Source organism: Acinetobacter sp. CIP 51.11, from assembly GCF_000369665.1.
GTDB lineage: Bacteria > Pseudomonadota > Gammaproteobacteria > Pseudomonadales > Moraxellaceae > Acinetobacter > Acinetobacter lwoffii_S.
In genome coordinates this window covers 427,895-450,434 of record NZ_KB850128.1, presented here as the reverse complement: position 1 = coordinate 450,434, position 22,540 = coordinate 427,895, and the positions used below count along the sequence as shown (strand labels likewise).

General features: G+C 44.2%; 18 protein-coding genes and 1 tRNA gene. 2 read left to right on the top strand and 17 right to left on the bottom strand.

Features of this window, described 5'->3' with window-relative positions:
• Nucleotides 1-80 precede the first annotated feature (80 nt).
• Entirely contained in the window at nucleotides 81-1,190 is a 1,110-nt protein-coding gene (locus tag F894_RS02420; RefSeq protein ID WP_005245833.1) for a hypothetical protein, read from the top strand.
• A 152-nt stretch (nucleotides 1,191-1,342) separates the two neighbouring features.
• Here the strand turns inward: F894_RS02420 and F894_RS02415 are convergent, their stop codons facing one another.
• The 6 genes from F894_RS02415 to F894_RS02390 form a co-directional block, all read right to left on the bottom strand.
• A complete protein-coding gene (locus tag F894_RS02415; protein WP_005245832.1) occupies nucleotides 1,343-1,543 on the bottom strand; it encodes a hypothetical protein in 201 nt (66 codons plus the stop codon).
• A 194-nt stretch (nucleotides 1,544-1,737) separates the two neighbouring features.
• Nucleotides 1,738-3,657: a molecular chaperone HtpG gene (gene htpG, locus F894_RS02410; RefSeq protein WP_005245831.1), complete on the bottom strand. Its 1,920-nt coding sequence runs from the start codon at nucleotides 3,655-3,657 to the stop codon at nucleotides 1,738-1,740.
• Between the two features lie 163 nt (nucleotides 3,658-3,820).
• Nucleotides 3,821-4,165, bottom strand: a complete 345-nt coding sequence (locus F894_RS02405) for a lysozyme inhibitor LprI family protein (RefSeq protein WP_004647317.1) — start codon at nucleotides 4,163-4,165, stop codon at nucleotides 3,821-3,823.
• Between the two features lie 175 nt (nucleotides 4,166-4,340).
• The gene (locus F894_RS02400) at nucleotides 4,341-4,931 is read right to left on the bottom strand and encodes an OmpW/AlkL family protein (protein ID WP_005245830.1); all 591 of its coding nucleotides are present in this window, start codon (nucleotides 4,929-4,931) and stop codon (nucleotides 4,341-4,343) included.
• A gap of 331 nt (nucleotides 4,932-5,262) precedes the next feature.
• The gene (locus F894_RS02395; RefSeq protein ID WP_005245829.1) at nucleotides 5,263-6,627 is read right to left on the bottom strand and encodes a Na+/H+ antiporter family protein; all 1,365 of its coding nucleotides are present in this window, start codon (nucleotides 6,625-6,627) and stop codon (nucleotides 5,263-5,265) included.
• A gap of 100 nt (nucleotides 6,628-6,727) precedes the next feature.
• A complete protein-coding gene (locus F894_RS02390) occupies nucleotides 6,728-7,609 on the bottom strand; it encodes an alpha/beta fold hydrolase (protein WP_005245827.1) in 882 nt (293 codons plus the stop codon).
• A 117-nt stretch (nucleotides 7,610-7,726) separates the two neighbouring features.
• Here F894_RS02390 and F894_RS02385 point away from each other — a divergent pair, with 117 nt between their 5' ends.
• Nucleotides 7,727-8,221 (top strand): DUF4442 domain-containing protein, encoded by a 495-nt coding sequence (locus F894_RS02385; RefSeq protein WP_212749437.1) that lies wholly within the window; start codon nucleotides 7,727-7,729, stop codon nucleotides 8,219-8,221.
• A 57-nt stretch (nucleotides 8,222-8,278) separates the two neighbouring features.
• On the opposite strand, the gene F894_RS02380 is transcribed toward F894_RS02385, so the two are convergent.
• The 11 genes from F894_RS02380 to tuf form a co-directional block, all read right to left on the bottom strand.
• The gene (locus tag F894_RS02380; RefSeq protein WP_005245825.1) at nucleotides 8,279-8,644 is read right to left on the bottom strand and encodes a glycine zipper domain-containing protein; all 366 of its coding nucleotides are present in this window, start codon (nucleotides 8,642-8,644) and stop codon (nucleotides 8,279-8,281) included.
• A gap of 201 nt (nucleotides 8,645-8,845) precedes the next feature.
• On the bottom strand, nucleotides 8,846-13,036 hold the full coding sequence (rpoC, locus tag F894_RS02375) for a DNA-directed RNA polymerase subunit beta' (protein ID WP_004278609.1): 4,191 nt from the start codon (nucleotides 13,034-13,036) through the stop codon (nucleotides 8,846-8,848).
• 162 nt (nucleotides 13,037-13,198) lie between these two features.
• Nucleotides 13,199-17,287 carry a DNA-directed RNA polymerase subunit beta gene (gene rpoB, locus F894_RS02370; protein ID WP_005102827.1) on the bottom strand — a complete coding sequence of 1,363 codons (4,089 nt, stop codon included), beginning with the start codon at nucleotides 17,285-17,287 and terminating at the stop codon, nucleotides 13,199-13,201.
• Nucleotides 17,288-17,594: 307 nt separating this feature from the next.
• Complete coding sequence (gene rplL / locus F894_RS02365; protein WP_004278611.1) at nucleotides 17,595-17,960, bottom strand: 50S ribosomal protein L7/L12; 366 nt, start codon at nucleotides 17,958-17,960, stop codon at nucleotides 17,595-17,597.
• 48 nt (nucleotides 17,961-18,008) lie between these two features.
• Complete coding sequence (gene rplJ / locus F894_RS02360) at nucleotides 18,009-18,515, bottom strand: 50S ribosomal protein L10 (protein ID WP_004278612.1); 507 nt, start codon at nucleotides 18,513-18,515, stop codon at nucleotides 18,009-18,011.
• A 324-nt stretch (nucleotides 18,516-18,839) separates the two neighbouring features.
• Nucleotides 18,840-19,535 (bottom strand): 50S ribosomal protein L1, encoded by a 696-nt coding sequence (rplA, locus tag F894_RS02355; RefSeq protein WP_004278613.1) that lies wholly within the window; start codon nucleotides 19,533-19,535, stop codon nucleotides 18,840-18,842.
• 3 nt (nucleotides 19,536-19,538) lie between these two features.
• Nucleotides 19,539-19,967, bottom strand: coding sequence for a 50S ribosomal protein L11 (gene rplK, locus F894_RS02350; RefSeq protein WP_004278614.1), 429 nt, complete (start codon nucleotides 19,965-19,967; stop codon nucleotides 19,539-19,541).
• 119 nt (nucleotides 19,968-20,086) lie between these two features.
• Entirely contained in the window at nucleotides 20,087-20,620 is a 534-nt protein-coding gene (gene nusG / locus F894_RS02345) for a transcription termination/antitermination protein NusG (protein WP_004278615.1), read from the bottom strand.
• A 7-nt stretch (nucleotides 20,621-20,627) separates the two neighbouring features.
• Nucleotides 20,628-21,068 carry a preprotein translocase subunit SecE gene (gene secE / locus F894_RS02340; RefSeq protein WP_005245824.1) on the bottom strand — a complete coding sequence of 147 codons (441 nt, stop codon included), beginning with the start codon at nucleotides 21,066-21,068 and terminating at the stop codon, nucleotides 20,628-20,630.
• A gap of 74 nt (nucleotides 21,069-21,142) precedes the next feature.
• Nucleotides 21,143-21,218: transfer RNA gene (locus F894_RS02335), tRNA-Trp, on the bottom strand.
• A gap of 52 nt (nucleotides 21,219-21,270) precedes the next feature.
• On the bottom strand, nucleotides 21,271-22,461 hold the full coding sequence (tuf, locus tag F894_RS02330) for an elongation factor Tu (protein ID WP_004646112.1): 1,191 nt from the start codon (nucleotides 22,459-22,461) through the stop codon (nucleotides 21,271-21,273).
• Nucleotides 22,462-22,540: the final 79 nt, after the last annotated feature.

Below are 22,540 nucleotides of genomic sequence, written 5' to 3'. Positions count from 1 at the left end.
TGTAGCTTTAACTTGCTTTTTAAGGCCGTTTTTTAGAAAACTACAGCTGAATATAAGAATACAAGAGCAACAAATATCTCATGCAAATAAACAGGATTACTCAAATTTTACTGCTCTCTCTGGGCTTAGGAATGAGTGGTAGCATGTCTTGGGCCAATTCAGTCACAACTGCTCCTGCCAGTCCAACGAATATAGAGCCAAGCCGATCAGGCTTGCTGGATCAGATTCCACGTTTGATCGATGCAACACCCACGGTTCTGCCGGAGCAATCAAATGTCGCCATTGTTCCATCCACGCTAGAGACAGAAAATTATTCATGGGCGGATCAAAAGCAGAAAGACATCCGCGAATGGGCCGATCGTACTGCGCATAAAATTGATAACTGGTTTGGTGAAAGCGATCCGGATCAGCCAGCTGCAGCTACATTACGGATCATTCTAGATAATCGCTGGGATGAATATGAAGGCTATGAGATTAAGCCCCGAATCCGCGGCAAGATCAAGCTTCCGACCTTGGAACAAAAGCTGAGTGTGGTGTTTGGTGATGACAGTCTGGACAATGAATTAGACAGCAATGTCGCGATTACCAATGAAAATCCTGCCACTTCCGGAAATAAGCGTCTGGATACTAAACGTGCCCGTGAAGATAACAGCTCTTTTGCCTTACGTTGGTCAGAATGGTCAGATCGCATTCCTTTCGAAACCGATCTGGATTTGGGCCTACGTTCTGGCGATGATATTTACCTGCGTGTCAAAGCCAGTAAGGATTGGACACTAGAAAATGATTACTCTTTTCATGCCGAACAGATTTATCGCTATGGCGTTCAGAGTGAAAACTATTTACGGACCAATCTGGAGTTGATCCATGCTCGTCCCAATCAGGCCTTTTTCTCCAATCAGCTCAGTCTGACTTATGCAGATGAACAAGACGACGATCTGACCTGGGACAACTACACCTTTAGGCAACATCAGTTTTTTCAGGACAACCGTTTTAGTTACGGCATTTATACCGGTGGTTATCTAAATGACAAGGATCTGCGTCTTAACCGCTGGGGTCCCTATGTGTCGTGGAGACAACCTTTTTTACGTGAATGGTTTTTTGTCCAGACCGACCTGAACTACCTGAATGATCATCGCGAGGATCGTGACCACTATGTCGGGGCTTTGGTACGTTTAGAAGCATTGTTTTAAACTGAATGATGGTGGAAAATATAAAAGCCCATCATTCATGGGCTTTTTTCAATATTACTGAGGCAATCAGCGCGGTAAGTATTAGCTGGTTTTATTCAAGATAATACGATCACTGCGTAGCACTCGTTTTTGCTGTAATGAAGGTTGCTCCATCACTGGCATATTGGCATATTGAAGCGAATACGATCGCTACGTTGTACACGTTGCGGTTTTGCTACGTTTACTTTTTCTGCTTTATAAAAGCTAATGCGATCTGTGCGTACCACTTTTTCTGCAGCAGGTGCCGCTAGACTAAACTGGCTCATCGACATCAGGATTACAGCGCCCATACTGATCATCAGCTTAAATTTCATAACATTCTCTCTCTTTGCTTAATGATCGCAATTATAAATCAAAAAACCAATATTAATTTAAAATTCAGATTTAAAATCCGCAGGGATTTTTTTATCTTCACTATCGTTTTTCCAGATCATTTCTAGAAATGAAAAATGAAGCAGGCATAAAAAATCCCTCCGAAGAGGGATTTTCTCATTCAATATATCAGCACTTAAGCAAGCAGCAAACTATTAATGCGCTTGACATATTCAGCAGGATTTTCTGGTAATCCACCTTCTGCAATCACCGCTTGGTCGAAGATCACATTGGCCAGATCATCAAACTGCGCTGAGCCATCCAGTTTTTTCACCAACGGATGTCCCGGGTTAATTTCCAGAATCGGCTTGATATCCGGCACAGGTTGACCCGCATCTTTCAGCATACGAATCAGCTGTGGAGACAATTCACCTTCGCCAGTCACCAGACAAGCCGGAGAATCGACCAGACGCGTCGTCACCCGCACTTCTTTGGTCTTGTCTTTTAATGAATCCGTCAGCTTATCCACCACCGGTTTAAACTGCTCTGCCGCCTGTTCCAGTGCTTTCTTTTCTTCAGCATCCTGAAGATCACCCAGATCAACCGCACCCTTAGATACGTTTTGCAATGGTGTACCATCGAACTCATTCACGAAGTTCATCGCCCATTCATCCACGCGTTCAGTCATCAACAGAACTTCAATGCCTTTTTTCTTGAACAGTTCCAGTTGCGGTGAATTTTTCGCAGCATTCAGGCTATCTGCAGTCACATAATAAATGGCTTTCTGGCCGTCTTTCATGCGTGCTTTATAGTCTGCCAATGACGTACTAACTTCATCATTGGTCGAAGTCGCATAACGCAGCAGTTTCAAGATACGTTCACGGTTACTGAAATCTTCACCCAAACCTTCTTTCAATACTGAAGCAAATTCCTGATAGAAGGTTTTGAAGTTTGCCTGATCTTTTTCATCTTCAGATTTAGCCAGATTATCCAAAATGGTCAGGATACGGCGGGTATTGCCTTCACGGATGGTTTTTACATCACGGCTTTCTTGCAGTAATTCACGACTCACGTTCAATGGCAGATCGGCACTGTCCACCACACCCTGTACAAAGCGCAGATAGTTTGGAATCAGGTTATCTGCATCATCCATAATGAACACGCGTTTCACATACAGTTTGATACCAGCTTTGGATTCACGGGTGAAAATATCATGTGGCGCTTTGCTTGGAATATATAATAACTGGGTATATTCAGTGCTGCCCTCAACCCGATTATGCGCCCAAGCCAATGGCGCTGCGAAATCATGGCTTAAGTTCTTGTAGAACTCGACATACTGCTCTTCAGTGATTTCAGACTTGTTACGAGTCCATAATGCACTGGCTGAGTTAATGGCTTCCCACTCATCGGTTTTGACATATTGGCCACCTTTAGACGTTTCACCTTCAGCCGCTTCTTCTTCCTGCCAGACTTCTTTTTGCATCTGGATTGGCAGGCTGATGTGGTCTGAATATTTATTGATAATCTGCTTCACTTTATAGCTTTGCAAATAATCTAGCGCATCGTCACGGAGATGCAAAATAATATCGGTACCACGACTTTCTTTAGTGATCTGTTCAACTTCGAACTCACCGGTTCCGCCACTAATCCAGCGTACGCCTTCAGAGACATCTGTACCGGCACGACGCGATTCTACCGTGATCTTGTCAGCGACAATAAAGCCGGAATAGAAACCGACACCAAATTGACCAATCAACTGGGCATCGGCTTTTTGATCGCCGGTCAGTTTGGACATAAAATCTTTGGTACCTGATTTGGCAATAGTCCCTAAATTATCAATGGCTTCCTGTTCGCTTAAGCCGATCCCGTTATCTGAAATGGTAATGGTTTTATTGTCTGCATCCAGGCTGACACGAACGCGCAGATCCGGATCATTTTCATAAAATTCGGGATGATTAATCCCTTCAAAACGTAATTTGTCACATGCATCTGAGGCATTCGAGATCAATTCGCGTAGGAAAATTTCAGGGTTTGAATAAAGCGAATGGGTCACGAGATGTAGTAACTGAGCCACTTCAGCCTGGAAACTATGTTTTTGTGCGCTAGACTCGCTCATTAATCACTCCTTTTATTTTAAATACAGGTCAATACTGTTGCCTATATGAATGGAGTGAGTTACTAAATTTTCAATAGCCAGTTGTATATTTTTTCTCAAGATATTTTATAAAGAATCGCTTGATCTGATCTGGCTTGGATTTTTAAAGACTTAGGTTTAAGTCCTAATAAGGCCCAAGCTTATAAATACGTTGAAATTGCAGGTCTATTTGCTGCTGACGCATATTATAGACCTGACTAAGACAGGATACCGATTCCTGACAGCGGTCACGAAATTGTAGCCATTTCACCTGATCGCGCTGGATCACCGAGCGGGTTCCCATAGGCACCATACGACGTAAAATATGATAGCTGGTACTCATCTTGACATCGGCATCATTCAGCAGACGATGTTCACAAATCGCTTTCTCTGTCACGGTTTCAGCTTTCTGACAATCAAAACTTGCCGCATAGGCAGACCCTGCCAGCAGACTGAAGAAGATCACAATACCTTGGCTTAAAAACTTCATGCTGATCTTCCTTATTATTCAATTATTAAGTCGTATTCAATTAATATTTACTTTATTCGTTTTAATATAGTTGAACATTGCCGATCTGCTCAATTTCAATAAGTTATAAATCGTTGTTATTTTGAAAAAAAAACCTCATTCAAGATGAGGCTTTTTTGTTGAGTAAGGTTAGAATTTAGAACTTGTAGCTATAACCGATCGTGTAAACCCAAGGATCAATATTTAAGTCGAATTTAGTATTATCAGCATCATCTAAAGTCACTTCAGGACTCAAATCTGCATAGCGCACGTCAGCAAATACGCCCCAGTTTTTGGCATCGGCCGGCTGGTAATTAAAGCCGACCTGACCTGCCAAACCAAACTCTTCTTTCACATCTTTAGCCAGACCTTCTTCATCCCAAGCAATAAAAGCTGTGCCACCTACACCAATATATGGCGTAAAACGTGTTGCATTTTTAAAGTTATATTTAGCGGTAATTGTGGGTGGAAGATGCTTAATCTTGGCAATTTTCCCTAGACTCTGAGCAGAAATGTCGTGATTAAATGGCGTAGCTAATAAAAGTTCTGCAGAGATATTGTCATTAAAAAAGTATTCAACCGATGGCGTAAAACCATATTCTTGATCCGCTTCTACGACTAAACCTGGTGCAATTTCAGTGTCACTTGATGGTGCTAAAGAACTGCCACCAACTTTCACCTGCCATTGACCTGCCATCGCAGATGCAGAAAGACCCATTAATGCAATTAGAGCAGCTTGCTTTAACATTTTAAAATACCCCACAGGAAGAATAATTATTAAGAAAATAAATCTTAATTAATAATAAACACGAGGGAAAATAATATGCAATAAGGATTATAAAACTAATTTTAAATTATTATTTAAAATATTGATTTAAAAAGTTATTTATTTTAAATTGATCGAATTGGTTGGTTTTAAATACCAAGTATATTAATCAGATAAATATGGCTTTATTCAGAGTAAAATAATCAGGTTTATATTAATTTTTATTTAAACATATATTTTAAATACATCTTATTATTTATTTTAAATCCAGATGAATCTGCTCCAATAGATATCAGAGCAGATTGAAATTGACTTACAGAACCATGGCTGCAATCCAGCCAAAAATCATTAACGGAATATTAAAGTGAATGAAGGTTGGAATCACACTATCCTTCATATGATCATGCTGACCATCCATATTCAGACCAGAAGTTGGGCCTAAAGTTGAATCCGAAGCTGGAGAGCCGGCATCGCCTAAAGCCGCCGCAGTCCCGATAATCGCAATGGTCGCAGCCGGGCTGAAACCAAACTGGATACACAGCGGAACATAAATAATCGCCAGAATGGGAATGGTCGAGAAAGACGAACCAATGCCCAATGTGATCAGCAAACCAATCAACAGCATCAGGAAGGCAGCCAATGCCTGACTATTACCAATCCATTTCACTGATGCTTCAACCAAGGTTGGTACCTGATTAGTCGCTTCAATCACCGCGGCAAAGCCTTGTGCTGCAATCATGATAAAGCCAACCAGCGCCATCATGCGCATACCGGTAATGATCACATCATCCGCTTCTTTCCATTTAAAGATCCCGGCACAACTCAGGATTGCGACACCGACCAGACCGGCCAGAATCATCGAATCTGAATAAAGCTGTACCGCCAATGTAGCAATAACTGCAAGACCTGCCATCCAGATGGTAAATTTGGCAATCTGCGGTTTAACGTGTTCAGCCACACCTAATTCAGCAGAAATACTTTGCTGTTCCTGGATATGAATATCTTGATATTGACGTGGTTTGCGATAGCTAATAAAGATCGCCACCAATAAGCCTACAAACATCCCGAATACTGGAATTGCCATCGCAGATGGAATCTGGTCATAGCTAATTTCAAATCCGTATGGCTTACCAAAGGTATTGATGTTATGACCTAGAATATCATTCAGGAAGATCGCACCAAAACCGACTGGAATGAGCATATAGGTGGCGACCAGACCAAAGGTCAGCAAACAGGCAATCAAACGACGGTCGAGCTTTAAATGGTTAAATACAGCCAATAGTGGCGGAATCAGTACCGGAATAAAGGCAATATGCACGGGAATAACGTTCTGCGAGAACACGGCAGCAATAGCAACTGTGAAAAAGATCAGATATTTCACCCGGTTTTGCGCTTTAAAATCGGCCTCACCTTTTAAGGTACTGATCATTTTATAAGCCAGCAAATCCGGTAAACCCGAACGTGCCAGAGCCAAAGCAAATGCACCTAAAATACCGTAAGCCAAGGCAATTTTAGCACCACCACCCAAGCCATTGTTAAACGCGTCCAAGGTTCCCTGCAGGCCTAGACCTGCCAATAAACCACCTGTAACAGCACCAATAACCAGGGCAAAAACCACAGGTACACGTGCCAACGAGAGTCCGAACATGACTCCAATAGCAGCAAGAATTGCGAACATAATGAATCGGAATAGAGAGAAAGCGGCTATTTTATCAGAAAATACGGATAAAAATTCCGCCACTTTTTTCTGGTCGGGTCATGTTTCACGGAGTGGCCTGTCAATGAATGTCAGCAGATTTACGCTGAATAAACTCATCAATCAATTGAGCCACTTGCTCCGGTTGACTCAGGATCGCCCAGTGATTGGCAGCCAGTTCTACTTTCGAGAAATCATCCACCCATTTGGACATCTCATCGACCAGATCTGGCCCGACAAACTGGTCATATTTCAGCACAATTGCCTGTACCGGACAGATGGCAAAACGCTGCCGTGGTTGAGTTAAGCGTGGCAAAAAATTGGCCCGGTACAGGTTCACACCATATTTGCCATCTTTGACAATATGCGTGTTGAGTGGCAGATTATCGTGTCTTTCCAGTTGCTGCACGATCTTGCTCCAACGCTGCGGATTAAAAAAATTCCAGGCCAATGGCGCCACCAAGGGCAACTGAAACACCGCAATATACCAGGACTTGCTCATTTGCTTTAAGAATTTTGCCTTGTTTTGCTGGAACTGTTCACGCATCCAGAAAGCGGCATGATCCAGACATGGCCCAGACAAGGTGCTATAAGACAGAATTCGTCCTTTAAAGCGTGGACCGGTGACGGATTCCCAGGACTGAATTGAACCCCAGTCATGCGCGGCCAGATGAAAAGCACGATTCGGCAATATTTCGTTCACCACCTCTTCCAGATCCTGACTTAAACGGGCCAAGCGGTAATCGGAGATTTTTTTGGGAATACTGGACTCACCTGCGCCACGGACATCATAAGTCACAACAAAGTAATCCTGACTCAAATGAGCAATGGCTGGCTCCCAAACTGCCTGATGATCGGGATAGCCGTGAACCAGCACCAATGCCGGTTGTTCGGATTGTCCATAAGTTTTGACACAAAGACGCTGCTGATCCGTGGTATCGATCCATTGCATGTGCATTTCCATCTTTTGATCCTGTTTTTGTTATTGACCACTTAGTTTATAAATCGGCATGATTGATCAATGCCAGCGCATTTTTGTTGCTCTAGTATGCATAATCACAGCCGCAAAAAGAATGTCAGTATGAGCCTATTCCAGAAAATTCAAAAACTGCCTCTGGTTTCAAAATTTATTCTGAACCGCTATGCCCCTTATCGTGGTGCAGGCATCGAAATTGATAAGATTGATTTTGATAATTATCAAGTTCGGGTCAAAATGCCGCTGACCCGTAAGAACCAGAATATTGTCGGTGTGCATTTTGGTGGCAGCCTGTATTCGATGGTCGATCCATTTTACATGTTATTGCTGATGCATCATTTGGGGCCGAAATACCTAGTCTGGGATAAAGGCGCCAGTATTCAGTTTTTGGCACCGGGTCGCGGAACAGTGATAGCGGATATTCGGATTTCTGCTGAAGAAATTGCCACGATTATCAATCTGGCAGCCGATAATGCGCCAGTGTATCGGCATTATCAGCTGAATATTTATGATGAAGCCGGGGTCAGAATTGCCGAAGTAGAAAAAACAGTATATATCCGGCGTAAACAGAGCAAAGGGAAAATTAACTCTCCTAAATAAGATAAAAGCGCCACATTGGCGCTTTTAAATCTAGATGAATCTGAAGTGACTTTCGACTTAACGACGACGGTTATCCTGTTCAATCGCAGCACCGGCACCACCACCGATTGCGCCACCGATTGCAGCACCCGCATTACCACCGAAGATGCTTTTACCGACTGCGGAACCAACAGCACCACCTACACCACTATAGGTCGCATTACGGTTTGAACCGCCTTGGGATTTACTACCCACTGCTGCACCGGCACCACCACCAACAGCTGCACCAACGCCACCGCCGACTTTATTACCGACACCACCACCGACTGCACCACCAAGGGCCGCAGCACCGATCCGTTGCTCATTGGCAGACATACTTTCACAACCCGCCAACATAAAGGCAGAAAGAGTGGCAACTGCCATAACACCCATTAATTTTTTCATGACCTTGGCCTTCCTGTCTTGCTTTAATTAAGTTTATCTTCATTTTATGAAACTAAAATCTGTAGCGTGTTACTTCTCTCGGTATTCCTGCTGAGTTTTGTAAATATCAATGGATTATTCTTCTGTTCAAGCTGTCTTATTTATAAATTTTAGACAAAAAAAGACGCCCTAAGGCGTCTCTTTTCTCAGCTTTAATTCGAATTAGAATTCTTCGTTAAATGCTTGGCTAAGCGCTTGGTCTACATCAGAGAAGTCATTGTGCAGTTCAAATTCTGCAGCTTCTGCTTCTTGACGACGACGCTCCAGGTGGTAAGCCAAACCTGTACCCGCTGGGATCAGGCGACCTACAACCACGTTCTCTTTCAAGCCACGTAAGTCATCTTCTTTACCTGTTACAGCCGCTTCAGTTAACACACGTGTGGTTTCCTGGAACGATGCAGCAGAGATGAACGAGTCAGTAGAAAGCGACGCTTTCGTAATACCCATCAATTGACGTTCAAACTTCGCAGGGAACTTGTTTTGCGCAAGAACTGCTTGGTTTTCCTGAACAACACGGATGTAATCCACTTGTTCGCCTTTGATGAAGCTGGTATCGCCACCGTCAGTGATATCAACTTTACGCAGCATTTGACGTACGATCACTTCAATATGCTTGTCGTTGATTTTTACACCTTGCAGACGGTATACGTCCTGAACTTCGTTCACGATGTAGTTTGTCAGCGCAACTTCGCCTTTCAAACGCAAGATATCGTGCGGGTTCTGTGGACCATCAGAAATAGTTTCACCACGGTTCACATGTTCGCCTTCGAACACGTTAATCGTACGCCATTTCGGAATCAGCTCTTCATAAATCTCAGAGCCATCATCCGGCGTAATCACCAGACGATTCTTACCTTTGGTCTCTTTACCAAAGCTTACAACACCCGACACTTCTGCAAGGATTGCATGCTCTTTTGGCTTACGTGCTTCGAACAAGTCAGCTACACGCGGCAGACCACCGGTAATATCACGGGTACGTGAAGTTTCTTGTGGTACACGACCGATGACATCACCGACACCAATCGTTTCGCCATCACGAACAGAAAGAATCGTGTTCTGTGGCAGGAAGTAGAACTGTTCGCCACCATCAACGGTATCTAACACAACAGCAGGACGCAAATCTTTACCTGACGCAGGACGTGAAGTCACTGGCAAGATTTCGATAGTTGACATACCTGTTGCATCATCAGTTTTAGAAGTAACCGTCACGCCATCAGCAATCTGGCTGAAACGTACTTTACCAGCAACTTCTGTTACTAATGGATGTGTATGCGGATCCCAAGTCGCCACAATACCGCCTGCTTCTACAGCTTCGCCATCTTTCAGCAAGATAGACGCACCGTAAGGCAGTTTATAGCGCTCGCGCTCACGACCTAAATCATCTGCAATACCGATTTCACCTGAACGTGAAGTCGATACCAAGTGACCTTTGGCATGTTGTACTGTTTTTACGTTGTGGAAACGTACTGTACCTTGGTTACGAACTTGTACGCTGTTTGCAGCAGAAGTTCGGCTCGCAGCACCACCGACGTGGAAGGTACGCATCGTTAACTGTGTACCTGGCTCACCAATCGATTGAGCTGCCATTACACCAACAGACTCACCCGGGTTCACCTGGTGACCGCGTGCTAGGTCACGACCGTAACATTTCGCACATACACCGAAGGTAGACGCACAGTTCACGACTGAACGTACTTTAATTTCGTCGACACCTTGGCTTTCGATAAACGTCGCCAGTTTCTCGTCAATTAACGTATTACGTGGAAGCAGAACTTCGTCTGTACCTACACGTTTCACATCTTCAGCAACCACACGACCCAATACTCGTGCACCTAGGTTTTCGATGACATCGCCACCTTGAATGAACGGAGTCATTACCAGACCGTCATACGTACCACAATCTGGCTCGGTAATAACCAAGTCCTGCGCAACGTCTACCAAACGACGAGTCAAGTAACCCGAGTTCGCAGTTTTCAGTGCTGTATCGGCCAAACCTTTACGCGCACCGTGTGTCGAGATGAAGTACTGAAGTACGGTTAAACCTTCACGGAAGTTCGCTTTAATTGGGGTTTCAATGATCGAGCCATCCGGCTTCGCCATCAAACCACGCATACCCGCCAACTGACGAATCTGAGCTGCCGAACCACGGGCACCCGAGTCAGACATCATGTAGATCGAGTTGAATGATTTTTGCTTCTCGTCTTCACCCTGTTTGTTCTTCACAGTAGTGAAAGACAAGTTGTCCATCATCGCTTTAGCAACCTGGTCATTGGTACGTGCCCAAATATCGACCACTTTGTTATAACGTTCGCCGGCAGTTACGAAACCTTGTTCGAACTGTTGTTCGATTTCACGAACTTCAGCTTCCGCTTTACCAATAATTGCTTGTTTTTGCGGTGGAATAACCATGTCTTCCATACCGACAGATACACCTGAACGCGTCGCTTGACGGAAGCCCAAGTACATCAACTGGTCAGCGAAGATAACAGTATCTTTCAGACCTAATTTACGGTAGCAAGAGTTAATTAACTTAGAGATGTTTTTCTTGGTCATCTCAACGTTAATTTGCTGGAAATCCATACCTTCAGGCACAACTTCCCAAAGCAGGCAACGACCAGGCGTCGTATCTACAATAATGGTTTGCTGTTCACGGTTACCATCTTCATCGATCACAGTCTGGTGTACACGTGCTTTAACTCGAGCGTGTAGATCAACCTGACCTGTTGCCAGTGCACGGTTTACTTCGTGAGTATCCGCGAACACCATGCCTTCACCTTTGGCATTGATTGCATCACGCGTGATGTAATACAAGCCCAAGACAACGTCCTGAGACGGCACGATGATTGGCTCACCATTCGCTGGAGACAAGATGTTATTCGTCGACATCATTAACGCACGAGCTTCAAGCTGAGCTTCAAGTGTTAATGGTACGTGTACCGCCATTTGGTCACCATCGAAGTCGGCGTTAAACGCAGCACATACGAGTGGGTGTAGACGGATCGCTTTACCTTCGATCAGGATCGGTTCAAATGCTTGAAGACCCAAACGGTGAAGAGTTGGCGCACGGTTCAACATCACTGGATGTTGACGAATCACGTGAGCAAGAACGTCCCAAACTTCTGGGGTTTCGCGCTCAACCATTTTCTTCGCAGCTTTAATGGTAGTTGCTTGACCAGAAGCTTGTAGTTTCGCGAAAATGAATGGTTTGAACAGTTCAAGTGCCATTTTCTTCGGAAGACCACATTGGTGCAAACGCAGGTTTGGACCAACAGTAATTACCGAACGGCCCGAATAGTCAACACGCTTACCAAGTAAGTTTTGACGGAAACGACCTTGCTTACCTTTGATCATGTCTGCCAAAGATTTAAGCGGACGCTTGTTCGAACCGGTAATTGCACGACCACGACGACCGTTATCTAGCAATGCATCTACAGACTCTTGCAACATACGTTTTTCGTTACGTACGATGATGTCTGGCGCTGCAAGGTCAAGAAGACGCTTCAAACGGTTGTTACGGTTGATCACACGACGGTAAAGATCATTCAGGTCAGAAGTCGCGAAACGACCACCTTCAAGTGGTACAAGCGGACGAAGATCTGGTGGAAGAACTGGAAGTACAGTTAACACCATCCATTCTGGCTTGTTGTTCGAATCGTTGAATGCTTCCATCAACTTCAAACGCTTAGACGCTTTTTTCAGCTTGGTTTCTGAAGTTGTAACAGGAATTTCTTCACGAAGACGCGCAATTTCAGCTTCAAGATCGATGTCTTTCAACAAGTCTTGAACTGCTTCAGCACCCATTTTCGCTGTGAATTCATCACCGTGTTCTTCTAATGCATTGAAGTATTCTTCATCATTTAGAAGTTGGTATTTCTCAAATGGAGTCATACCCGGATCGGTCACTACATAAGATTCGAAATACAATACACGTTCAATATCACGTAGCGTCATGTCTAATAATAGACCGATACGGCTCGGTAATGATTTTAAGAACCAGATGTGGGCAACTGGAGACGCCAGCTCGATGTGACCCATACGTTCACGACGAACTTTCGCAGTTGTTACTTCAACGCCACATTTTTCACAAATGACGCCTTTGTATTTCATACGCTTGTATTTACCACACAAGCATTCGTAATCTTTCACTGGACCAAAGATTTTGGCACAGAACAAACCATCACGTTCAGGCTTGAACGTACGATAGTTAATGGTTTCTGGCTTTTTAACTTCACCGTGAGACCATGACTTAATCATTTCTGGTGACGCAAGACCAATACGGATGCGGTCAAACTCTACAGGAGCATGACCGTCTGAATCCGTCTTTTTGCGCATGATATCGAGCAAGTCTTTCAATTTTTTTCTCCGTGTGTTGTGGAGATTTTCACTCAACAACTGGGTCACAAATATTGTTTTTTAACTGAATTGGGAATCCCAAGAATCCCCCTCAATCCCCCTTTGTTAAGGGGGAAGCCTCTCTTTATCAAAGAGGGGTTTGGGGAGATTTAATGGAGATTCTTAGTCACCATTTTTCAGTTCAATGTTGATACCTAAAGAACGGATCTCTTTGGTCAATACGTTGAACGATTCAGGCATGCCCGGGTCCATATAATGGTTGCCATCCACAATGTTCTTGTAGATACGGGTACGGCCTTCAACGTCATCCGATTTCACAGTCAGCATTTCTTGTAGCGTATATGCTGCACCGTAAGCTTCTAGTGCCCAGACTTCCATCTCACCGAAACGCTGGCCACCGAATTGTGCTTTACCACCAAGCGGCTGTTGCGTTACTAGAGAGTAAGAACCAGTTGAACGCGCATGCATCTTGTCATCAACCAAGTGGTTCAGTTTCAGCATGTACATGTAACCAACAGTTACCGGACGATCGAAACGCTCACCAGTACGACCATCATATAATACGGTCTGACCAGTACTAGATAGGCCTGCAAGTTGTAACAACTCTTTGATCTGACCTTCTTCAGCACCATCGAATACAGGAGTAGCCAAAGGCACACCAGCACGCAAGTTGCCAGAAAGTTTCAAGATTTCCTCATCAGTCAAGCTATCAAGATCTTCTTGCTCGCCACCAACTTTGTTGTAAATCTTGTCTAGGAAATCACGAAGCTCAAGTACAGTACGTTGCTCTTTCATCATCTTGTCGATTTGATCGCCAAGACCTTTCGCCGCCATACCCAAGTGAGTTTCAAGAATCTGACCCACGTTCATACGCGATGGTACGCCAAGCGGGTTCAATACGATATCAACAGGTACGCCGTTGGCATCATGTGGCATGTCTTCTACCGGCAAGATGTTTGATACAACACCTTTGTTACCGTGACGACCCGCCATCTTATCACCCGGCTGGATGCGACGTTTTACAGCAAGATAAACTTTAACAACTTTCAATACGCCAGTGGTCAGTTCATCGCCAGTCGAAAGTTTGCGTTTTTTCTCGGCAAATTTCTCGTCAATTTCGAAGCTCTTCTCTTTCAAGAACACTTGAATTTGAGTTAAACGTTCAGCAATTGCTTCATCAACTGGTTGAATTTCAAGAAGATCAACAAGCTCTAAACCAGACAACACGTCTTCAGACAGTTTGTCGCCACGTTTAGTTGTACCGCCACCATTCGACTCTTGGCCATTCAGTAGACGGATTACACGTTCACGTGCAGCTTCTTCAAAGATTTTGAATTCTTCTTTCAAGTCTTTACGGTATGCATCTAACTGCGCTTTTTCAATTGCTTGAGCACGTTCGTCTTTTTCAAGACCGTCACGTGTAAACACTTGAACGTCAATCACGGTACCTTTGGTACCTGATGGAACACGTAGAGATGAGTCTTTTACGTCAGCCGCTTTTTCACCGAAGATTGCACGTAGCAATTTTTCTTCCGGAGTAAGCTGTGTTTCACCTTTAGGGGTTACTTTACCAACCAGGATATCACCAGCAGTTACTTCAGCACCGATGTAAACGATACCTGACTCGTCCAGTTTAGACAGAGCAGCTTCACCTACGTTCGGAATATCAGCAGTGATTTCTTCCGCACCCAGTTTGGTATCACGTGCGACACATGATAATTCCTGGATATGAATAGACGTTAAACGGTCTTCTTGAAGAACACGCTCAGATAACAAGATCGAGTCTTCGTAGTTGTAACCATTCCAGGTCATAAACGCAACGCGCATGTTTTGACCCAATGCCAGCTCACCGCCATCAGTCGATGGACCATCAGCCAGTACATCACCACGACCTACTTTATCGCCCAGGTTCACAAGAACTTTCTGGTTGATACAAGTGTTCTGGTTCGAACGGGTGTATTTGATCAGGTTGTAGATATCTACACCTGCTTCACCTGCGATCATTTCGTCTTCATTCACACGAATAACCACACGAGACGCATCAACAAACTCGATACGACCACCACGCTGAGCGATCACACATACACCTGAGTCATGTGCTACGTTCGCTTCCATACCGGTACCAACAAGCGGCTTGTCAGCAATCAACGTCGGAACTGCCTGACGTTGCATGTTCGAACCCATTAATGCACGGTTGGCATCATCGTGTTCTAGGAATGGAATCAGTGATGCTGCTACAGATACGACCTGCTGAGCAGATACATCCATATGCGTTACTTTTTCAGGAGGAATACGTACGAAGTCACCCTGATGACGAACAGATACAAACTCTTCTGTTAAGTTACCGTCTTTATCCATTGCAGAATCGGCCTGTGCAATGACAGTACCTACTTCTTCAATCGCAGACAGGTATTCAACTTCATCTGTTACACGACCATCAACAACCTTACGGTATGGGGTTTCCAGGAAACCAAAGTTGTTACATTTCGCATAAACAGAAAGCGAGTTGATCAAACCAATGTTTGGACCTTCAGGCGTTTCAATTGGACATACACGACCGTAGTGAGTTTGATGTACGTCACGTACTTCAAAGCCTGCACGTTCACGCGTCAAACCGCCAGGACCAAGCGCAGAAACACGACGTTTGTGCGTAATCTCAGATAACGGGTTGTTTTGATCCATAAACTGAGACAACTGGCTTGAACCAAAGAATTCTTTGATTGCAGCAGCAACAGGTTTCGCATTGATCAAATCTTGCGGAGACAGGTTGTCAGTTTCAGCTTGAGATAGACGTTCTTTAACAGCACGTTCTACACGAACCAGACCTACACGGAATTGGTTTTCTGTCATTTCACCCACAGAACGAACACGACGGTTACCCAAGTGATCGATATCGTCGACTTCACCTTTACCGTTACGGATTTCAACTAATGTTTTTAATACATCAGTGATATCTTCGTTCGAGAGAATGCCTTCAACCTCACGTGACTTCTGGTCTGTACCGACTTCGTAAGGACGACCCAAACGACGGTTGAACTTCATACGACCCACTGGAGACAAGTCATAACGTTCAGAAGAGAAGAACAAGTTATTGAATAAGTTTTCAGCAGCTTCTTTTGTTGGTGGTTCGCCAGGACGCATCACTTTGTAGATTTCTACCAATGCTTCTTCACGATTGCTCGTTGTATCTGCACGTAGAGAATCTGCAACGAATGAACCGCGGTCGATATCATTAGTGAACAGAATATTGAACTGCTTCACGCCGCCTTCTGCAATTTTCACCATGATTTCATGGCTTAATACAGTATTGGCCGCAATCACATCACCATCTTTTAATGGGATGTCTTCAGCAGTGATACGCTCATACAGGTACTCATCAGGCACTGCAAGTTTTTCAAGACCTGAAGCTTCCATTTGACGTACATGACGCGCATTGATACGTTTACCTTGCTCAACAATTGCCTTGCCATCCTTGTCCAGGATGTCAAATTGTGCCATTTCGCCACGCAGACGTTCAGGCACCAGGTCAATCTGGTAGCTACCCATGTCAAGATACACAGGTACTTTCTCGTAGAACATGTCGAGAATGTTTTCGTTGCTATAACCCAAGGCACGAAGCACCACAGTCGCAAGCAATTTACGACGACGGTCAATACGTACATAGACCAAGTCTTTGGCATCGAATTCAAAGTCTAACCATGAACCACGGTAAGGAATAATACGCGCTGAATAAAGGACTTTACCACTTGAGTGAGTCTTGCCTTTATCGTGGTCAAAGAATACGCCTGGTGAACGGTGTAATTGTGACACGATCACACGCTCGGTACCGTTAATTACAAAGGTACCGTTATCCGTCATCAATGGCATTTCGCCCATATAGACTTCTTGTTCACGTACATCTTTAATTGACTTCGTTTCACGATCTTTCAGGATCAAACGAATTTTTACACGCATTGGTGCTGCATAAGTTGAGCCACGAAGAATACATTCGCGTACATCAAACTCAGGCTTACCAAGACTATACTCAACAAATTCTAAAGCAGCATTGCCAGAATAACTTTCAATAGGAAAAACTGAACGAAATGCGGCTTGGAGACCGATATCTTCGCGGTTTTTTGGTGATTTGCCATCTTGTAAGAATGTTCTGTACGAGTCGACTTGAATCGCGAGCAAGTACGGAGCATCCATGACGCTAGGCAATTTACCAAAATTCTTACGGATCCGTTTCTTTTCGGTATATGAGTATGCCATCTGGAGTCCTCGGAAAGTGTAAACCAAGCCCGCCTGCAGAACGGGCTCAGAAGGAATTACGCTGGCCGATATGGCCACCACTCTTTACAAATGCTGCAATTTTTAGTGGTATTAAAACGCTTATCAATATTTTTTAATGAAAAATATTGGTAAACGTTTGTTCATTATGTTTATTTTCAATTTGTATGATTTTTATATCATGCAAACAAAAATCGAGCCGATTATTGTAACGCAAAAAGGCTGATGACCCAAGAGCCATCAGCCAATTTTTGGAGCCGATTATAAAAAAACCGGCTCCCTTAAGAAATTACTTAAGAGTAACTGTAGCACCAGCTTCTTCAAGTTTCTTCTTAAGCTCTTCGCCTTCTTCTTTAGAAACGCCTTCTTTAAGAACTGCAGGAGCGCCTTCAACCATGTCTTTAGCTTCTTTCAAGCCAAGGCCAGTCGCTTCACGAACTGCTTTAATTACAGCAACTTTGTTCGCGCCGAAAGAAGTCAATTCAACATTGAATTCAGTTTGTTCTTCAGCAGCAGCAGCAGCTGGACCAGCAGCAACAGCTACAGCAGCAGCAGATACATTGAATTTCTCTTCGAAAGCAGAGATAAGTTCAACAAGTTCAAGAACAGTTTTTTCAGCAACTGCGTTTAGGATTTCTTCGTTTGTTAAAGCCATGAGATTAACTCCAAATGGGTATTGAATGATGTGTGTTTAAGTTTGAGCTTAAGCAGCTTCTGACTCGTTTTTCTCTTGAAGCGCTGTAAGTAAGCGGCCCAATTTCGAAATAGGAGCTTGAAGAACGTTTGCAAGCATAGTAAGCGCTTTCTCTTGGTTCGGAAGATTCGCGATTACGCTAACTTCTGCACCTTGATAAAGTTTGCCATCAAATGCAGCAGCTTTAAGTTCAAATGCTTTATTAGTTTTAGCGAATTCTTCGAACAAACGTGCAGCAGCACCCATGTCGTCTTCAGAATTCGAGAAAGCTAAGATTGTTGGGCCAACAAGGTTGTCGTTCAAGATATTGAATTGAGTATCTTGAAGAGCACGTTTAGCCAAAGTGTTACGCACGATACGTGTAGTAACACCAAGTTTACGCGCTTCAACACGTAGAGTAGTTAACTGCTCTACAGTCAAACCTTGGTAGTCAGCAACAACAGCAGCAAATGCAGTAGAAGCAACTTCAGCTACTTCAGCTACGATCTGTTTTTTGCCTTCGATAAGAAGAGCCATTGTAAAACCTCCTAACGGTGATTTATGTACTTACGCGAAGTACACTCCCAATTCGCAAGACCATCACTGGACTCACACGCGGAGGATGAACAAATCACACCACCGCGTCTACGCAGGCTGGGCTATTAAGAGAGAAGCATAAAACTCCCCTCGCCCGCGGTCTTTGACGCTGATAAATTTTCATTTATCAATTCAAAGTTTGCCTAAATTATCCCCTCTCCTTTTAGGAGAGGGCTAGGGAGAGGTTTAACCCTCTTCCCGACCTTCTTCCAGAGGGAGAAGGAGACATCTTCAGGGCTTTAAAATTCTGTAATAAGTCGAGACTTATTTAGAAACGTTTGCTACATCAACGATCAAACCAGGGCCCATAGTTGAGCTCAAAGTGATCTTTTGAATGTATACGCCTTTAGACGTAGCAGGTTTCAAACGCTTCAAGTCAGCAACAAGCGCTTCAACGTTTTGACGAACAGCAGCAGCTTCAAAACCTACCTGACCGATCGCAGCATGGATAATACCAGCTTTGTCTACGCGGTAACGTGCTTGACCAGCTTTTGCATTTTTAACTGCAGTAGCAACGTCAGGAGTTACAGTACCCACTTTAGGGTTTGGCATTAAGCCACGTGGACCAAGGATCGTACCAAGTTTACCTACAACGCGCATTGCATCTGGAGCAGCAATTACTACGTCAAAGTCAAGGTTACCCGCTTGGATGCTTTCAGCAAGATCGTCGAAACCAACAACGTCTGCGCCTTCAGCTTTAGCAGCTTCAGCAGCAGCGCCTTGAGCGAATACAGCTACACGTACAGTTTTACCAGTACCTGCAGGAAGTGTAGTCGCGCCACGAACAACTTGGTCAGATTTACGAGGATCAACACCTAGGTTTACCGCGATATCTAGAGATTCTTTGAATTTAGGAGCTGGAAGGCTCTCTAAAACTGCAACAGCTTCTTCTAGCGTGTAAACTTTGTGTGCTTCTACAGCAGCTACAATCGCTTTTTGACGTTTAGTTAATTTAGCCATGTCTTAAAGCTCCACTTCCAAGCCCATAGAACGCGCAGAACCAGCAATGGTACGTACACGTGCGTCTAAATCAGCACCAGTCAAATCTGGTTCTTTAGTAGTCGCAATTTCTTCGATTTGAGCACGAGTCAACTTACCAACTTTAGTTTTGTTAGGTACAGCTGAACCCTTCTGGATACCAGCAGCTTTCTTAAGAAGAACAGCAGCAGGTGGAGTTTTCATGATGAATGTGAACGACTTGTCGTTGTACACAGTGATCACGACTGGAATTGGCAGACCAGCTTCAACTTTTTGTGTAGCAGCATTGAATTCTTTACAGAATGCCATGATGTTCACACCACGTTGACCTAGTGCAGGACCAATCGGTGGAGATGGATTCGCTTTACCAGCTGGAACTTGCAGCTTGATATAGCCGTCAATCTTCTTAGCCATTTCAAATTACCTCTGGGTGCAAACGCCGGTGAAGGCTCCCCAATGATTTCAAGTAACGATACCGTTACAACAACAATGCCTGACTTATAAATAAGTCAGGCGTTTTCAACCCATACAAATTAGACTGATTTTTCGACTTGACGAAATTCCAATTCAACTTGAGTTGGTCGGTTAAATACATTAATGGTCAGCGTTAAACGCGACTTTTCGTACTGAACTTCTTCCACCACACCTTTAAAGTCAGTGAATGGACCGTCAACCACGAGTAATTCTTCGCCTGGTTCAAACATCGTCTTAGGACGAGGCGCTTCACCAGTATTGCGTACACGCGCAAGAATCGCATCTGCTTCTTTTTGCGTAATCGGTGCCGGTTTTTCAGCCGTACCACCAATAAAACCTAAAACTTTTGGACATTCTTTAACAATGTGCCAAGTATCATCGTTCATTTCCATTTCGACTAGAACATAGCCAGGAAAGAACTTACGCTCTGATTTACGCTTCTTGCCATCCTTCATCTCTACCACTTCTTCGGTAGGAACAAGGACTTCACCAAAGCTATCGGCAACAGCGCTACGCTGGATTCGATCATTAAGCGAACGCATCACTTGTTTTTCATAACCTGAATAGGCATGAATAATGTACCAACGTTTCATAGCTCTCTTACCCGATAATAAACTTCATTAACCAGCCTAAAATATAGTCAAAACACCACAATAAGATGGATGCAATTACGACTACAACAAGAACTTGCCAAGATGTGGACATCGTCTCTTGTTTGGTAGGCCAGGTCACTCGACGTAACTCGATTCGTGCATCTTTCAGCAGACGAATAAAGCCTTTGCCTTGATGGGTGGCGTATAATAAACCGAATGCTGCAACGATACAAGCCAAAATCACCCCAACGCGCACCCAAACATCATTCGCAGGTGCCCAGTACGCTGGTAAATATTGGTTTACCATCATTGCACCAACCAATAAAATCAAGGCGATAACCCATAGAACCATGTCTAATGGAGAACCAGAACTTACATCTACTGCAGGATTATTTCTTTGAGGAATTGCCGCTTCGCCTAATGCGTCGCGTGATTTTTCATTCGACATTTTTGTACTCGTCGTAGGTTTCGCGACTTATTATATGACCAATTTTGCCGACATCAAGCGTCTTTTTAGAAACTTGGCAGGTCAGGAGGGACTCGAACCCCCAACATTCGGTTTTGGAGACCGACGCTCTACCAATTGAACTACTGACCTGCAAAACAACAAGTTGGAGCCTAAGCTCCAACCTGCTTGTCTTATTCTATGATTATGCAGTTACTTTAGCAACTACACCAGCACCCACTGTACGACCGCCTTCACGGATCGCAAAACGTAGACCTGGGTCCATTGCGATTGGGTGGATTAGCTCTACTGACATCTCAACGTTGTCACCAGGCATAACCATTTCCACGCCTTCTTTAAGCGCGATCGCACCAGTTACGTCCGTAGTACGGAAGTAGAACTGTGGACGGTAACCGTTAAGGAATGGAGTGTGACGACCACCTTCTTCTTTAGAAAGTACGTATACTTCCGCATCGAATTTAGTGTGTGGCTTGATCGCACCTGGTTTAGTCAATACTTGACCACGTTGTACGTCTTCACGCTTAGTACCACGAAGAAGAACACCACAGTTCTCGCCCGCACGACCTTCGTCAAGAAGCTTACGGAACATTTCTACGCCGGTTACTGTAGTAGTTTGAGTATCACGGATACCAACGATTTCTACAGACTCACCCACTTTAACGATACCAGTCTCTACACGGCCAGTTACTACTGTACCACGACCAGAGATTGAGAATACGTCTTCAATTGGCATAAGGAATGGAAGGTCAATTGCACGCTCTGGCTCTGGAATGTAAGAGTCAAGTGCTTCAACAAGCGCAACTACCGCTGGCTCGCCGTATTGGCTGTCATCACCGTTAAGCGCAAGAAGAGCAGAACCACGGATCACTGGAGTGTCATCACCTGGGAAGTCGTAAGTAGAAAGAAGTTCACGAACTTCCATTTCAACTAGCTCAAGAAGCTCTTCGTCGTCTACAAGGTCGCATTTGTTCAAGAATACAACGATGTAAGGTACACCCACCTGACGAGAAAGCAGGATGTGTTCACGAGTCTGTGGCATAGGACCATCAGTCGCAGCACATACAAGGATCGCACCATCCATCTGAGCAGCACCAGTAATCATGTTTTTAACATAATCGGCGTGGCCCGGGCAGTCTACGTGAGCGTAGTGACGAGTTGGAGAATCGTATTCTACGTGTGAAGTATTAATTGTAATACCACGTGCTTTTTCTTCTGGTGCAGAGTCGATTGCAGCGTAGTCTTTCGCTTCGCCACCGAATTTCTTCGCACATACAGTTGCAATTGCAGCTGTTAAAGTTGTTTTACCATGGTCAACGTGACCAATTGTGCCCACGTTAACGTGTGGCTTATTACGTTCAAACTTAGCCTTAGCCATGTTAATCTTCCTCGTTTACGTCGAACACAATTCTGAGTAAAACCCAGCTCCGACATATCGTTTAAAAAAACCGAACACC

Excerpts from the sequence above, each read along its gene's own strand:
- F894_RS02395 (WP_005245829.1), bottom strand. The coding sequence starts at position 6,627 with ATGTTCGCAATTCTTGCTGCTATTGGAGTCATGTTCGGACTCTCGTTG.
- htpG (WP_005245831.1), bottom strand. The coding sequence starts at position 3,657 with ATGAGCGAGTCTAGCGCACAAAAACATAGTTTCCAGGCTGAAGTGGCT.
- F894_RS02390 (WP_005245827.1), bottom strand. The coding sequence starts at position 7,609 with ATGGAAATGCACATGCAATGGATCGATACCACGGATCAGCAGCGTCTT.
- F894_RS02415 (WP_005245832.1), bottom strand. The coding sequence starts at position 1,543 with ATGAAATTTAAGCTGATGATCAGTATGGGCGCTGTAATCCTGATGTCG.
- rplK (WP_004278614.1), bottom strand. The coding sequence starts at position 19,967 with ATGGCTAAGAAGATTGACGGCTATATCAAGCTGCAAGTTCCAGCTGGT.
- F894_RS02405 (WP_004647317.1), bottom strand. The coding sequence starts at position 4,165 with ATGAAGTTTTTAAGCCAAGGTATTGTGATCTTCTTCAGTCTGCTGGCA.
- rpoB (WP_005102827.1), bottom strand. The coding sequence starts at position 17,287 with ATGGCATACTCATATACCGAAAAGAAACGGATCCGTAAGAATTTTGGT.
- rplL (WP_004278611.1), bottom strand. The coding sequence starts at position 17,960 with ATGGCTTTAACAAACGAAGAAATCCTAAACGCAGTTGCTGAAAAAACT.
- F894_RS02400 (WP_005245830.1), bottom strand. The coding sequence starts at position 4,931 with ATGTTAAAGCAAGCTGCTCTAATTGCATTAATGGGTCTTTCTGCATCT.
- tuf (WP_004646112.1), bottom strand. The coding sequence starts at position 22,461 with ATGGCTAAGGCTAAGTTTGAACGTAATAAGCCACACGTTAACGTGGGC.
- rplA (WP_004278613.1), bottom strand. The coding sequence starts at position 19,535 with ATGGCTAAATTAACTAAACGTCAAAAAGCGATTGTAGCTGCTGTAGAA.
- rplJ (WP_004278612.1), bottom strand. The coding sequence starts at position 18,515 with ATGGCTCTTCTTATCGAAGGCAAAAAACAGATCGTAGCTGAAGTAGCT.
- F894_RS02380 (WP_005245825.1), bottom strand. The coding sequence starts at position 8,644 with ATGAAAAAATTAATGGGTGTTATGGCAGTTGCCACTCTTTCTGCCTTT.
- F894_RS02420 (WP_005245833.1), top strand. The coding sequence starts at position 81 with ATGCAAATAAACAGGATTACTCAAATTTTACTGCTCTCTCTGGGCTTA.
- F894_RS02385 (WP_212749437.1), top strand. The coding sequence starts at position 7,727 with ATGAGCCTATTCCAGAAAATTCAAAAACTGCCTCTGGTTTCAAAATTT.
- nusG (WP_004278615.1), bottom strand. The coding sequence starts at position 20,620 with ATGAAACGTTGGTACATTATTCATGCCTATTCAGGTTATGAAAAACAA.
- secE (WP_005245824.1), bottom strand. The coding sequence starts at position 21,068 with ATGTCGAATGAAAAATCACGCGACGCATTAGGCGAAGCGGCAATTCCT.